General features: G+C 36.0%; 13 protein-coding genes. 5 read left to right on the top strand and 8 right to left on the bottom strand.

Translation table 11 applies throughout. The features are described from left to right. Positions 1-302 precede the first annotated feature (302 nt). A complete protein-coding gene (fabR, locus tag AC5YC8_RS00065; protein WP_496116772.1) occupies positions 303-983 on the bottom strand; it encodes an HTH-type transcriptional repressor FabR in 681 nt (226 codons plus the stop codon). A gap of 155 nt (positions 984-1,138) precedes the next feature. On the opposite strand from fabR, the gene AC5YC8_RS00060 reads away from it, so the two are divergent. Beyond that, entirely contained in the window at positions 1,139-2,209 is a 1,071-nt protein-coding gene (locus AC5YC8_RS00060) for a flavin reductase family protein (protein ID WP_496163159.1), read from the top strand. Positions 2,210-2,221: 12 nt separating this feature from the next. After that, complete coding sequence (locus AC5YC8_RS00055) at positions 2,222-3,316, top strand: fatty acid desaturase family protein (protein ID WP_496163158.1); 1,095 nt, start codon at positions 2,222-2,224, stop codon at positions 3,314-3,316. A gap of 55 nt (positions 3,317-3,371) precedes the next feature. Here AC5YC8_RS00055 and AC5YC8_RS00050 read toward each other — a convergent pair whose 3' ends face one another. Both AC5YC8_RS00050 and AC5YC8_RS00045 read right to left on the bottom strand, forming a co-directional pair. Continuing rightward, complete coding sequence (locus tag AC5YC8_RS00050) at positions 3,372-4,019, bottom strand: HAD-IB family hydrolase (protein ID WP_496163157.1); 648 nt, start codon at positions 4,017-4,019, stop codon at positions 3,372-3,374. Then, positions 3,986-5,188 (bottom strand): DUF1615 family protein, encoded by a 1,203-nt coding sequence (locus AC5YC8_RS00045; protein ID WP_496116776.1) that lies wholly within the window; start codon positions 5,186-5,188, stop codon positions 3,986-3,988. The genes AC5YC8_RS00050 and AC5YC8_RS00045 overlap by 34 nt, the downstream gene beginning before the upstream one ends. 81 nt (positions 5,189-5,269) lie before the next feature. On the opposite strand from AC5YC8_RS00045, the gene dusB reads away from it, so the two are divergent. Beyond that, on the top strand, positions 5,270-6,295 hold the full coding sequence (gene dusB, locus AC5YC8_RS00040; protein ID WP_496163156.1) for a tRNA dihydrouridine synthase DusB: 1,026 nt from the start codon (positions 5,270-5,272) through the stop codon (positions 6,293-6,295). 39 nt (positions 6,296-6,334) lie between these two features. Here the strand turns inward: dusB and AC5YC8_RS00035 are convergent, their stop codons facing one another. Beyond that, positions 6,335-7,378, bottom strand: coding sequence for an NAD(P)H-dependent flavin oxidoreductase (locus tag AC5YC8_RS00035; protein ID WP_496163155.1), 1,044 nt, complete (start codon positions 7,376-7,378; stop codon positions 6,335-6,337). A 248-nt stretch (positions 7,379-7,626) separates the two neighbouring features. Between AC5YC8_RS00035 and AC5YC8_RS00030 the strand changes: the two genes are divergently transcribed. Then, complete coding sequence (locus tag AC5YC8_RS00030; protein ID WP_496163154.1) at positions 7,627-8,142, top strand: hypothetical protein; 516 nt, start codon at positions 7,627-7,629, stop codon at positions 8,140-8,142. A 456-nt stretch (positions 8,143-8,598) separates the two neighbouring features. Further along, positions 8,599-9,891, top strand: coding sequence for a dicarboxylate/amino acid:cation symporter (locus tag AC5YC8_RS00025; RefSeq protein WP_496116780.1), 1,293 nt, complete (start codon positions 8,599-8,601; stop codon positions 9,889-9,891). 385 nt (positions 9,892-10,276) lie between these two features. Here the strand turns inward: AC5YC8_RS00025 and AC5YC8_RS00020 are convergent, their stop codons facing one another. From AC5YC8_RS00020 to ahpF, 4 genes are all read right to left on the bottom strand, one after another. Then, positions 10,277-11,488 carry a YeeE/YedE family protein gene (locus AC5YC8_RS00020; protein ID WP_496163153.1) on the bottom strand — a complete coding sequence of 404 codons (1,212 nt, stop codon included), beginning with the start codon at positions 11,486-11,488 and terminating at the stop codon, positions 10,277-10,279. Positions 11,489-11,615: 127 nt separating this feature from the next. Beyond that, a complete protein-coding gene (locus AC5YC8_RS00015) occupies positions 11,616-12,317 on the bottom strand; it encodes a VIT1/CCC1 transporter family protein (RefSeq protein WP_496163152.1) in 702 nt (233 codons plus the stop codon). Between the two features lie 121 nt (positions 12,318-12,438). Further along, on the bottom strand, positions 12,439-12,750 hold the full coding sequence (locus AC5YC8_RS00010) for a hypothetical protein (protein WP_496116783.1): 312 nt from the start codon (positions 12,748-12,750) through the stop codon (positions 12,439-12,441). Positions 12,751-12,939: 189 nt separating this feature from the next. Beyond that, on the bottom strand, positions 12,940-14,505 hold the full coding sequence (ahpF, locus tag AC5YC8_RS00005) for an alkyl hydroperoxide reductase subunit F (RefSeq protein ID WP_496163151.1): 1,566 nt from the start codon (positions 14,503-14,505) through the stop codon (positions 12,940-12,942). Positions 14,506-14,593 lie beyond the last annotated feature (88 nt).

Raw genomic sequence — 14,593 nt, 5'->3', positions numbered from 1 at the left:
GGAGAGTGTTTTTTTAAGCATTTTGCGATATATCGGTTTAAACACTTAGTTTTGTAGACATCAATGATTTGGTAACGCATGGGAGAGGCTTTACGGTCAATGTGATGGATATTTTAAAGTGTGAATAATAAAGTATCTATAGTTCTTAAGTATCAAAATGTACAAAGCTTATGGTGAATTCATATAAGGCGTATATGGTCTATGAAAATAAAAATAGAACTGTCATGTGAAATAATTAAGATGAAAAAAGCCTTAATTTAATCATTAAGGCTTTATTTAAGAGTTTTTAGGATATTCAATATTTAACGAATTTTTGCATCATCCAAATGGCGTGAACCTTCTAAGATCATTCGAATCATAATCATGGTTTGTTCAGCAATTTCTTTACGTTGTTCTATGGGCATTTCAATGACTTTAGCACCCATATTAAACACAAGTTGGGTAATTGCTTTGGCAACAATTTCAGGATGCATGAGTTTACTGTTATTTTCTTTTTCTAAGCGAATAAGATCATCACGTAACTCTTGTTCAAAATAGTTCAGTTGGTGTTCTACTGCTAATTTATAAGAATGAGAACCTGTATAACCTTCACGTAATAAAAGGCTTAAATTGCCTTCATCAGCATTAAGTTGTTCAATAAATACTTCAACAGATGTACGAATAATACTGCTTTGTTGCGATGCCTTTAAACGTGCTTGATGCAAAATTTTACGTAATACACCACCAGAGCGTTCAATAAGTTCAATTGCTAATTCATCAATATCTTTAAAATGGCGGTAAAAGCTATTAGGTGCAATGCCTGCTTCACGTGCAACTTCACGTAAACTTAATGATGCAATACTTTTTTGTGGACCAATTAAATTAAGCGCAGCTTGGAAAAGTTCTTCTTTTGTAATAGTTGCTTTACGACCAACTGTACGTGCAGGAATTGTTTCCTGTACATTTTTTGCTTCATGCAAAGTAGCGTCATTGCTTGTTTTCATTAGTGGTTTAATCATAAATTGGGTTGTAGGGTCGCTTTAACTTATTATAACCATTACGACTACACTTTGAAATGATTGGATACAATACATGTATATATACAAATATATATACATGTGTATAATAATTAAAAATTCAAAGGCGTGGTGTACGAACTATGCATGCAATCGAAAAAACGAAATCTCCTCTATCTACATTAGTTGATGTGGTGATTGATCCATATTCAACAAATTTCTGGCTTCAAAAATTGAATCCTTTGTGGTCTGTAAATCAGGCTTTAGGTTCAATTGTGAAAAAAGAAGTTATTGCAAATGACACAGTTGCTTTAACGATTGAATTTAATCGTAAATTTAGCGTGGGTGAAGCAGGACAGCATCATCCAGTATTTATCGTGGTAAATGGAATTCGTTACGAACGCACTTATAGTTTGACGCAGGTTGATACTAAAAAAGTATTACTTGTGGCTAAGAAAGTTGAAAATGGTGTGGCGAGTTCTTGGTTATTGGAACAGTCCAAAGTTGGAGATATTCTAGAGTTTGGTCGTCCATATGGTGACATGCTCCTTCCAAAAGATCATTCATCTTTAATTTTGCTTGCTGCGGGTAGTGGTATCACACCTATGTATAGCTTAATTCGAGCTTTAGTGGTTTCAGCTAAAATTAAAACCATGCCGGTGACATTGTTGTATTGGGTAAAAACTCAAGCGGATGTTGCTTTTAAGGCAGAGTTTGAAAAACTAGCAGCACAGTATGAAAACTTCAAAGTTACATTTTTTTATACGCAAGATATTGAGCAAGCTGCTGCACGTTTAAATGAATCGCATCTACAAACATTAGACAATATTGAGCAGAGCACGGTATATGCATGTGGACCGTCGGGTTTTACTGCAAATGTTGAATCGTTATTTGCTCATGCTACAAATGTAAAAACAGAAGCATTTAGCATGACACCTGTTTTACATGATGAAGTTGGATTTGTGAATGTGACGCTCACACAGTCAAATAAAATTGTTGCAATTCCGAAAGGTCAGCCAATTTTATTAGGCTTAGAGCAACAGAATATTAAGCCTAAACATGGTTGTCGTATGGGTATTTGTAATAAATGCGCATGCAATAAATCGGAAGGTTCTACTAAAAACTTGGTAAACGGTTCGCAAAATAACGAACCAGGCAATTTACTTAAAATTTGTGTTAACTCGGCACAAACTGACTTAGTTATAGATTTATAAGAGGCTATAAATATGAATATGCCAGTAAAACTTGAATATTTTAAGAACCCTAAAAATCGTGAATTAACTCTGGCTGAGCAAGATGAGTTGGCACGTGAACTTGATGCTATTCGCCAAGAGGTCTTAGATGATTTAGGCGAAAAAGATGCAAAATATATTAACCGTGTATATTCGACAGTGAAATACTCAGAAATTGCTGGTCGTGCATTGTTGTTTGCAGGATGGTTTCCGCCAGCATGGTTATTAGGTACAGGTTTACTTGGTTTTTCTAAAATCATGGAAAACATGGAATTAGGACATAATGTTATTCATGGTCAATATGATTGGATGAATGATCCTAAGTTTGATGGTACAAAATACGAATGGGATATTGTAGGTACAGCAGACGATTGGCGTCAAACGCATAACTACAAACATCATACTTATACCAATATTAAAGGTATGGATGATGATATTGGTTATGGTGTACTGCGTTTATTTCCAGAGCAGCGTTGGAAGAAAGGTTATTTATTACAACCGCTTTATAGCATTCCATTCTGTTTACTGTTCCAGTGGGGTGTTGCAATACAAAACCTTGAAATTGGTAAATACTTGAAAGGACGTATGAGCAAAGAAGAGTTTAAATCACGCTTTGCTCCTATGAAAAAGAAAATTACCAAGCAATTGGTTAAAGATTATGTATTCTTTCCTGTAATTGCAGGTCCTGCGGCATTACCTGTTTTAGCTGGTAACTGTGTTGCCAACGGTATTCGTAATATTTGGACGTTCAGTATTATTTTCTGTGGTCACTTTACTAAAGATGTTGAAGTGTTTTCCAAAGAGGTACTACAAAATGAAAGTCGTGGTCATTGGTATATGCGTCAAATTCGTGGCTCTTCAAACTTAACAGGTTCTGAAGCTTTCCATATTCTGACGGGTCACTTAAGCCATCAAATTGAACATCATTTATATCCTGATATTCCTGCGCGTCGTTATCGTAAAATGGCGCCCAAAGTGCAGGCAGTATGTGAAAAATATGGCTTAAATTACAATAATGCGAGCTTGGCTAAGCAATATGGCAGTGTAATTAAACGTATTGTGAAATATGCGTTCCCATTTAAAAAGTAAGCTTATAAAGTTTAAAAAAGCCACTGTAAATCAGTGGCTTTTTTTTTTGTGTGGTTTAAGCCAATTGTTTAGTTTTTTCTAATATAGGAAGTTGAGTGCTTTTGCCAACATAATATGAGTAATGTGCCAAATTAAGCATGGCAAGATCTTCATCGCTATTGCCATAAGCATAAACATGTTGGTATTGGCTAAGTTTGTATTGTTTTAAAAGGCGGTTGGCTTTTTCTTGGTTGCTACAATCTGGTGTAGTGTAGCTTCCAGTATATTGCCCATTTTGTATTTCAACATGTGAACAGATGAAGTCAATATTAAGGTATTTAGCCACATATTTTAAATAAATATCGATTGTTGCAGAAACTAAAACAACATCATCTCCTAAGCTTTGGTGATCTCGTAGTCTGAGTAATAGTTCAGGATTATAGTTTTTTGTAATATGGTGGGCATATTCTTCGGCAATTTTTTCAATGGTATTTACATCGGCATTTTTAAACATCGCCTGAAATAACTTTGGACGCATCGCATGCGCAGGATAGGCTTTTAAATAATAAGCCTGAATCCAAGGTAAAATTTTAAACCCTTGCGTTATGATGTGCTTTTTTGAATGTGTATAGAAGATGAACCCTGTGAAACTATCTTTCTTGTACAGGGTTCCATCGAAATCAAAAATCGCTAAATTTTTATATTTCTTGCTTTTCTCATGCATGTTTCAAAGCGTCCATTTACACGTGAAGCAAACCAATTTGTATTGTAGTCACGACTGAGTTTCGGGCCTGTAATAACAACTTCAGGCATAATCGCATAGATTGGTTCTTTGTTTGTCGCTTCTTTATAAAGTTTGCTAACCGCGGCATAGGTTGCTGTGTCTTCAAAATCCTGATCTTTTTCTTTTTTCAAATCTGAACGTATTTGGCGCGGTGTTATGAGAACATTATTTTTTGAAAACACGTTAATAAGTTCACGTTCAGACTGACTTTGAACCGATTTTGGATCACCATCTTTATTGTAAAGAAGTAAGTCACCATCTAAATCAAGTTTTGTTGTGGTTAAGTCATTGAGCATACTTTGGAATGCAGCATTACGGCTGGAATAACGTCCAGAGTTGTAATCAGCAAAACGATATATCGGTTTGTCATAGCTAGCAGGGTACATCATTAAACGATGAATTCCATAATATAAACCGCCATATTGACTGTATAAATCGGTTCTTAAATCTGCCACGCTACCACTTTGACGCTTATGTTCTTTGGCATAACCAATATGAACTTGCATAGAACCTAATGTTGTAATCGGGTTCATCTTCTCGCCAATATCTTGTCCTACTAATTTTGCAGCGCCTGTTAAAGCACTAACGTGATAGTGTTTAGACATATAGTCAAAAATTTCACGGTAAAGTTCATCAAGTTGGCGTTCCGTTTTAACTCGACGCATTTGGCTTAAATAGTTGTCTTCAGGACTTGGCTGATTTTTTAAAACATCTTGGAAGTAGCCTGCAATAGGTGTTCCAATAGTATCACCAAGTTTGTCAGTAAATTTTTCTTCTAAGCGTTCTTGTACTTCTTTAACTGCTTTTGCACCTAAGCCTGAAACTTCTGGATCTGCATGGAAATTTGATTCCTGATCGACCACAGCAATAATAGAACACATGTTTTCTTTGGTTTGTGGAATACCAAACTGTTCAGCAATATCATAAATATCTTTAGACCAAGATTCACGGTCGTTTACACGATTTGGAAGTAATCGTTTGAGTTGTTCTTGTTTTAATGTCGGTTCATCACTTGCCCACCAAGAGCCATTGCCACACGCTGTTAAGGCAATTGAAAAGGCTAAAATAGATACAGGTTTAAGCACTGAACTAAACACTTTTTCTTTCATATATGGAAAACTCGTTCACAGGTGATGAGCTAATAGGGGAGATGCAGTATACTACGCAAGTCCTAAAAGTTAAGAATATATATGTATATTGGTCCTTATCAACTGTCAAATAATTTGATTGTCGCTCCTATGGCAGGTGTGACAGATCGTCCATTTCGAACACTATGCAAGTACTTTGGTGCAGGGCATGCTGTGAGTGAAATGATGACGTCAGATAAGACCTTACGCATGAGTAAGAAAAGCTTATATCGTGCCAACTTTGATGGTGAACTAGCGCCTATTTCTGCCCAAATTGCAGGCTCAGATCCTGCCGATTTGGCTGAAGCTGCACGTTATCAGGTCGCAAATGGTGCACAAATTGTAGATATCAACATGGGATGCCCTGCAAAAAAGGTTTGTAATAAGCTTGCAGGTTCGGCATTGCTTCAAGATGAAGATTTAGTTGCCCGTATTTTAGATGCTGTTGTGGAAGCCGTAGATGTGCCAGTGACATTAAAAACCCGTTTGGGTTATTTAAATGGTCATGAAAATATTATGCGAGTAGCGAAACGTGCGGAAGAAGCAGGTATTGCTGCGTTAGCTTTACATGGTCGTACTCGTGAAGATATGTATTTAAATACGGCTCGTTATTCTTTAATTAAAGATGTTAAAGACATGTTGAGCATTCCAGTTATTGCTAATGGTGATATCGACAGCCCTGAAAAAGCCAAATATGTCTTGGATTATACAGGTGCAGATGCTGTCATGATTGGTCGTGCTGCGCAGGGTCGACCTTGGATATTCCGTGAAATTGGACACTATTTAAAAACAGGTGAGCATTTAGCTGCACCAAGTATTCAAGAAGTGAAAGATGTTTTGCTTGGACATTTATCTGAGCTTTATGAGTTTTATGGTGAATATTCAGGATGTCGTATCTCTCGTAAGCATATTGCATGGTATACAAAAGGCTTACGTGCAAGTAATGAGTTTCGCCAAAATATGTATAAGGTAGAATCGACGGTCGATCAATTTAAAGTTGTGGAAGATTACTTTAATAATTTACTTGCTCATGGTGAAATTATGAGTGATGTTCAAGTTGAACACGTGAATTTACTTGAAACGAAATAAAGTAAAAAGCTTCTCTAAGAGAAGCTTTTTTATTACAGCTTAGTTTATATTCATTTCAAGAATAAGCTGATTTATTAAATCGGGTGCTTCAAGTTCACGAATTTGTGCAACATGAGCACCAGCCCAAAATGCACCATAGTCATGATCGCCGTGTTGGCTTGCAGCAGCATGTAACTGCTTTGCTAAATCATAAGTGTATGGATAAGGAGGAACCAGAGGTCGATTGGGTGTATCTACTTCTTTATGCCAATGGTTGATTAAACCACGAGCAGGGCGACCTGAAATACTTGCTGTAATTTGAGTAAGCGGTTGGTTAAATAAAGCCTTACGATAAGCTTCATTTGCATTAGATGTTTTACATTGAACAAAAGCAGTTCCTAGCTGTACGCCATCTGCACCTAAATCTAGAAATTGTTTTGCTTGATGACCATTCATAATACCGCCTGCTGCAACAATAGGCAGAGTGCAGTGTTGTTTAATAAGCTGAACTAAGTCGCTTGTACATATTGAAGCATCAAAATCCTCATTGAAAATACCACGATGCCCACCTGCTTCAATACCTTGAGCAATAATGATATCAATGCCAGCATGTTCAATAACTTTAGCTTCTGCAAGATTGGTTGCAGATACCATAGTGATAATTCCAGCATCTTTTAATGCCTGAATTTGATGAGCATGTGGCAAACCAAAATGAAAACTAACCGCTTTAGGTTTTGTTTCTAATACTAAATTTAAAAAATCATCGTTATCTTTAAAGCTAGGATAAATACACTGCAAAGCTTGAGGGGCTTTTACACCATATTTTGCAAATTTATCTTGAAGTGAAGTAATCCATTGAGTGGCAATATTTTCATCGACTAATGTGCTGTTATGACAAAAAAAATTAATTTGAAATGGATGATCGGTGAGTTCTTTTGTTTTTATAATTTGTTGTCGAGCAGATTCAACCGAGCTTGCACCTAAACCTAATGCACCCAAACCACCTTGATTTGAGACTTCTGCTGCTAGCTCTGGAGTAGAGACGCCAGCCATAGGGGCAAGGAAAATGGGGTGTCGAATGCCGAGGCGTGTAAGTATATCCATTGAATGTCTCCTTTTTGAATACTTTGCCCAAGCTCGCAAAAATAGGCAAATAATATTCAATATTTACTTTAAAAATACAGCAGTAAACATTTAGAGAGATTGGTTAACTGTTGGAATAAAAAGTGAAAATGTTGAAGTTAAATTGGTTGGTCACATGTTGTGAATAAAAAGAGTATTTAAATAAAGCATGATCTTGAATGTTTCAGGCATAATGATTTTGAAATTAAATAAATGTTGGTGATTGAAATATGAAGCCGTTGCTTTGGACGACTTTAATTGCAAGTGTGGTTTTTACAGGTTGTTCGAAAACTGAAGATGCTAAGCCTATTGTGAATGCAAGCCAATATAAGGTGGACAGTGCAGAGGCCTTACAAAAGCGTTTTGTACAATTAAATGAAAATTTTGCTGTAGATTTTAAGAAATTCAAACAAACGGAAAGTGTTGCTTTTGCACATCAATTTCCATTAGATGTAAATGATTTGAAAACCTTAAATATGCATTTAGTTGCGAGTACATCTTTAAAACCAACTAAAATTGCATATTGTGATTTGATGAATGGTTACTTTGCTGAAATGTACCGTTTAGGTCATTACAATTTACAGCTAATAAATGATATTAAATTGCCGAATGCTGACAAAGAAAATCTTCAACAGGATTTTTTATCGGTAGATTCTTTTTATGATTTTATTTTAAATCGATACACAACCTATCGCCAAGTTCAACAAGTAATGGGCTATGGTTGTAATTTAAAAGCAGCATTGTAATTACATTTTTAAAAAGTCTATCATTGATTGATAGACTTTTTTGTATAACTATAAATTAAGAAAATAATACTGATAAAGAGGATGCAAAAAGTCCTTTAATATTTCTGATAAATATTCACTTGTTGTGGTTTTTTATTTAAATAATTAAGCATCTGTATTTTATGTATTAATAGATTTTTTATATGAATTATTTTGTTTAATTTATAAACATTGTTGGTTTTGCTACCTTAATTTTTTAACCACTTTTTGATTTAATTTTGTACTGTATTTTTTTAAGACATTGTAAATTAACGATATTTTTAATCTAAATACTAGACTAAAGGCTTAGATCTATTACTATCATTGGATATAACTTTTCATTAAAATCCCCCGCAGTTATTTTTTTTGTAGTTATTGTTTATAGTTACTGTAAGCATATAGCGTTTAAATGTTTTAGATTTTGTGAAAGGGTCTCCCATGGATATTCATGCAGATGAGCATGCTCAGCCGCCTAAAAAACAAAAGTTCTATCAAGTTTTATATGTACAAGTAATTTTTGCAATTCTTGCGGGTATTGCATTAGGTCACTTTGCTCCTGAATTTGGTGAAAGCTTAAAACCACTTGGTGATGCATTCATTAAGCTTGTAAAAATGATTATTGCGCCTGTGATTTTCTTAACGGTAAGTACTGGTATTGCTGGTATGACCAATATGGGGTCTGTAGGTCGTGTAACAGGTAAAGCAATGCTTTATTTTATTACATTCTCTACCTTGGCACTTATTGTTGGTATGGTTACTGCCAATGTCATTCAGCCAGGTAAAGGTTTGAATATCGATCCTGCACATCTTTCTGGTGATAAAGTAGCAACTTACGTTGAAAAAGCACATGATGCATCTATTGTAGATTTCTTCATGAATATCATTCCAAAGACTTTGGTGAGTCCTTTGGTTGGTGGCGAAATTCTTCAAGTATTATTTGTTGCTGTATTATTTGGTTTGGCTGTTGCTAGTGTTGGCGAAAAAGGCAAACCTATTACAGAATTCTTAAATCATTTAACTGCGCCAGTATTTAAACTTGTAGGCATGTTAATGAAGTTTGCTCCGATCGGTGCTTTCGGTGCGATGGCATTTACTATTGGTGCATACGGTATTTCAAGTATTGGTAACTTAATGTTATTAATCGCAACGTTCTACATTACATCTTTACTTTTTGTATTGGTTATTTTGGGTGCGGTAGCGAGATATAACGGTTTCTCAATTATTGATTTAATTCGTTATATTAAAGATGAATTATGGCTTGTATTAGGTACATCTTCTTCAGAAGCTGCGTTACCTACGCTTATGAATAAGATGGAAAAAGCGGGCTGTGAAAAGTCAGTTGTTGGTCTTGTTGTTCCTACGGGTTATTCATTTAACCTTGATGGTACGAATATTTACATGACTATGGCAGCATTATTTATTGCACAAGCATGTAATATCGACTTAACGATTGGCGAACAAATTACTTTGTTATTAGTTGCTATGATTAGTTCTAAAGGTGCAGCAGGCGTAACTGGTGCAGGCTTCATTACTTTAGCGGCTACGTTATCTGTTGTTCCTGCGGTTCCTGTAGCAGGTATGGCATTAATTCTTGGTATTGACCGCTTCATGTCTGAATGTCGTGCATTAACTAACTTAGTAGGTAATGCGTGTGCAACTATTGTTGTAGCTCGTTGGGACAATGCTTTAGATAAAGAAGTATTAGATGAAACTTTAAAAAAGAAAGCTTAATCTAAGAATTTTAAAAAGCCCCTCGGGGCTTTTTTTGTGAAAACTTATTGTTTATATATCATTAGATTTATCATTGAAATCATATATTGCAATGAAAAAAGAAATATAAAAATAAATCCATTTAATAATACTTCCTATAAATTTTTTTTCTGCACTAAAAAATAGTTGCTATTTTTCCAGCGATAAACATAGTTATAAATAGAATAATCATTAATAGAATTTTAAATATAAAAGATGTTTTTCATTTTGTGATTTTTAAATTATTGAGCGTGAAATTTTACATAAATTTAAGAGTAGGTTGTGTTGCGATTGGGTCGTGATAAAAATCTATTTTAGTTAGAAAAAGCCCATCATGAGATGGGCTTTTAAAAATTGAATTTCTAAGTTAACAACCAGTCAGTTGTTCAGGTTTTGGTTTTTCACCAGGGAAGAAAATAGGGCGAAGTTTTACACCAATTCCATTACCAATAAATGCGAAAATCAACCATAACCAACCGTGTAAGCTACCAGAAGCAATACCGCTGAAATAAGCACCAATGTTGCAACCATAAGCTAAACGTGCGCCATAACCTAACAATAAACCACCAATAACAGCTGCCATTAAAGAACGCTTTGGAATATTGAAGTTTGGTGCAAACTTACCTGCAAGGCTTGCTGCAAATAAAGCACCAATCATAATCCCGAAGTTCATCATTGAGGTAATGTCGAACCAAAGTGACTCAGTCAGTGCTTTTGCATTGCCGGGTTGTTGCCAATATGACCATGATGCAACATCTACACCCACAAAACTTGCAGATTTAGCTGCCCAAACAGCAAGTGCAGAAGTTACACCCCACGGACGACCTGCAAGTGCAAGTGTTGCAAAGTTAAGAAGGGTAAGGATGATACCGCCCCAAATTAAAGGCCAAGGGCCACGAATAAAGCGCTTCCAACCTTGATGTTCATTTTTTGGTTCAACTTCAAGTGAACCATGACGTTTTTTCTCTGCAAAAACTGTGATTGCGGCAATAACAGCAAATAAAACAAAGTTTAGAATTAAAGCAGGAGCAACCCCTAAGCTTTTTACAAGAGAAATAGGTTCTAAATGAGGAAGTGCAAACCACCAGCCAATGTGTGAAGTTGCAATTAAAGAGCCTAGACAGAAGAAGAACAGCGTTACGATCATACGTGCGCTACCACCGCCAACGGTGTAAAGCGTACCAGAAGCACAACCACCGCCTAATTGCATGCCAATACCAAAGATAAAAGCACCAATCATTACAGACATTGAAACAGGGCTTACATTTCCTTTTACAGGATTACCAAATAACTCACCAGCGCCTAAGGCAGGAAAGAAAAGTAAAACAGCAAAAGCAAGCATAATCATTTGAGCTCGTAAGCCACGACCACGACGTTCTTTAATAAATACACGCCAGCTAGAAGTGAAGCCGAATGATGCGTGGTATAACGTCATACCTAAAGCACCACCAATTAGAAATAATAGTGCTTGATTTAGACCGACAACTTGATAAGCACCAAGCGTACCTAGAATTAAAAGTAAAAAAGCCACCCAAACCGATGTATTCGATCGATTTGCTGGCGCAGCAATAATTGACATGGGAGAAACAAATACAACTAAAATAGTTGGGATTATTTTAATTAGATTTGTTTTGGAAAAGTGTTATTTTTTCCTGAATATAATTGATGTATTAAATCAGTTATATTGATAACTATTAATTGATGAATTAAAAAGAACTTACATCAAAAAAAGAGCCGATTAAGCTTGCAAATGCCATGGCAATAATTCCCCAAATCGTGACTCGTAAAGCACCTCGGATAACTGATGTTCCTGCAAAATAGCTTGATATTGCACCTAAAACTGTTAAGGATAAAACTCCTACGATCATAACAGTTTTATCGACTAAGCCTTCTGGACTTAGCAGAATGGCAAACATCGGAAAAAGAGCACCTAAAGAAAATGCAAGGGCAGAAGAGCCTGCTGCCTGTAAAGGATTTGCAGATGTATTTTCATGAATACCAATTTCATCGCGTGCATGTGCTTCCAAAGCATTGTGAGCTGTCAATTGAACAGCAACTTCATGTGCTAAATTGGGGTCTAAGCCACGTAATACGTAAATATGCGTTAGTTCTTTAAGTTCTAAGTCTGGATTTTTCTCTAACTCTTTACGCTCTGTATGTAAGTCGGCTTCTTCAATATCTACTTGAGATTTTACAGAGATATATTCACCTGCAGCCATAGAGCTTGCACCTGAAATTAATCCTGCAATACAAGTAATAAGTAAAGTTTGAGTAGAGGCACCGCTTGCTGCCATACCCATAATCAGGCTTGTTACAGAAATAATGCCATCATTTGCACCTAAAACTGATGCTCGAAGCCAACCTGCACGTTGAATTAAATGTTTTTCATGGTGATGTGAATAAGACATTACATTACTCTTATTGTATTTTGTGACACCACTTTAGCGATAATGTTGATGAATATGCAATTGATATAACATTTAAATATAAAAAATAAGCCCCTAGAAAGGGGCTTATTCAAAGAATGGATTATTGTTGAACTTTTTCTTTAACGTCTGCAGCGCCTTTCTCAACAGCATCAGCTACATGAGCTGTTGCATCTTTAATATCAGCAGCGGCATCTTTAGTTGCAGCATCAATTTTAGCAACAGCAGTGTCTGTGGCAGCTTTAGTTTCAGATGTAGCGTGATCTGTTGCAGTTGCAATATCTTGAGTTGCTTGAGATGCAGCATTTTCTAAATGCTCCCCAGTAGTTGCACCTGTTTCAGGTGCTTTATCTTTGTTACAGCCTACAAGAGCAACAGTAGCAACAAGACCTAACGCAAGAAGTAACTTATTCATTTTGATTTTTTCCTTTTGTTATACCCAGTTATGGGTGAGTTCAAAATATAATCTAATTTTCTTTAATAAAAATATCTATAATTGTTTACAAAATGTAACCTGCTTTGAGTAAAAACTTCTATTAAAAAAAAGGCTTAGCTGTTTTAATAGCTAAACCTTTTGTAATAACTTTACAGTTAAAAGTGAATATTATTGACCTGAGCGAATAATATAATCAAAAGCAGATAGAGAAGCTTTAGCACCTTCACCTGTCGCAATGATAATTTGCTTGTAAGGAACAGTTGTACAGTCACCTGCGGCAAATACACCTTTTACATTGGTTTCATTACGGTCGTTAATCATAATCTCACCACGGTTTGAAAGCTCAACAGCAGTTTCTTTTAAGAAGTCTGTGTTTGGTAACAAACCAATTTGTACAAAGATACCAGCAAGCTCAACCGTTTTAATTTCATCTGTTGCACGGTCTTTGTATTTAAGTGCAGTTACTTGTGAACCATCACCCACCACTTCTGTAGATAACGCATTTTTGATGACTGTTGTGTTTGGCAAGCTGTTCAATTTATCTTGAAGCACTTGGTCAGCACGTAATTTAGTATCAAACTCAACCAATGTTACGTGTTCAACAATACCCGCAAGGTCAATCGCTGCTTCTACACCTGAGTTACCACCACCAATCACAGCAACACGTTTGCCTTTGAATAATGGACCGTCACAGTGTGGGCAGTAAGCAACACCACGAGTACGGTATTCTTGCTCACCAGGAACATTCATTTCTCTCCAACGTGCACCTGTTGAAAGAATCACTGTTTTAGATTCTAGTTTTGCACCATTCTCTAAAGTGACTTCAACTAAGCCATTTGCTGTTTGATCTGCACCTTTAATGTCAGATACACGTTGTAAGTTCATGATGTCTACACCATATTCACGAACGTGTGCTTCCATTTCAGCAGCAAATTTAGGACCTTGAGTTTTTTGTACTGATGTAAAGTTTTCAATATCCATAGTATCCATCACCTGACCGCCCATGCGTTCAGCGACGATACCTGTACGAATACCTTTACGTGCAGCATAAATTGCAGAAGTGTTACCTGCAGGACCACCACCAATTACCAATACATCAAATGCTTCTTTTGCATTTAACTTCTCAGCATCTTTTACAGCAGAATTTGTATCTAACTTTGCAATAATTTCTTCCAAAGTCATACGACCTTGACCAATGTGCTCACCATTTTGGAATAGCATTGGAACTGCCATAATTTTGCGTTCTTCAACTTCGTCTTGGAAGAATGCACCATCAATCATAGTTGCAGTTGTACCTGGATTGTTAATTGCAATTAAGTTAAGCGCTTGAACAACGTCAGGACAGTTATGGCAGCTTAAAGATACAAATACATCGAAGTCAGCAGTTAGGTTTAAACCTTTAATTTGAGCAAGAACTTCATCAGAAACTTTAGGTGCATAACCTGATACTTGTAACAATGCAAGAATCAAAGAAGTGAACTCATGTCCCATTGGTAAACCAGCAAAGTTTACGCGAGGTTGCTCACCTACTTTAGCAATACCAAAGCTTGGCGCACGAGAATTAGTACCGTCAAAACGAGCAGTGACTAAATTAGAAAGTGCAGCAATTTCAGTCACAAGTTCTTTAATTTTGTCTGATTTATCAGAACCATTTAAAGTCGCAACAATTTCAATTGGGCTTTCAAGGCGTTCAAGAAGTGTCTTTAATTGAGCTGAAGTATTTTGGTCTAACATTGCTAACGTCTCCAAAGGAGTAAATATTTATTTGATGAAAGAATCATAGAACAAACAATAAAATAGAGGAAACAGTTTGTTTTTATAT

It is taken from the genome of Acinetobacter sp. FY731 (genome assembly GCF_059515905.1).
Note: the sequence above shows the minus strand (reverse complement) of the source record. Positions and strands in the feature narration are given on the sequence as shown.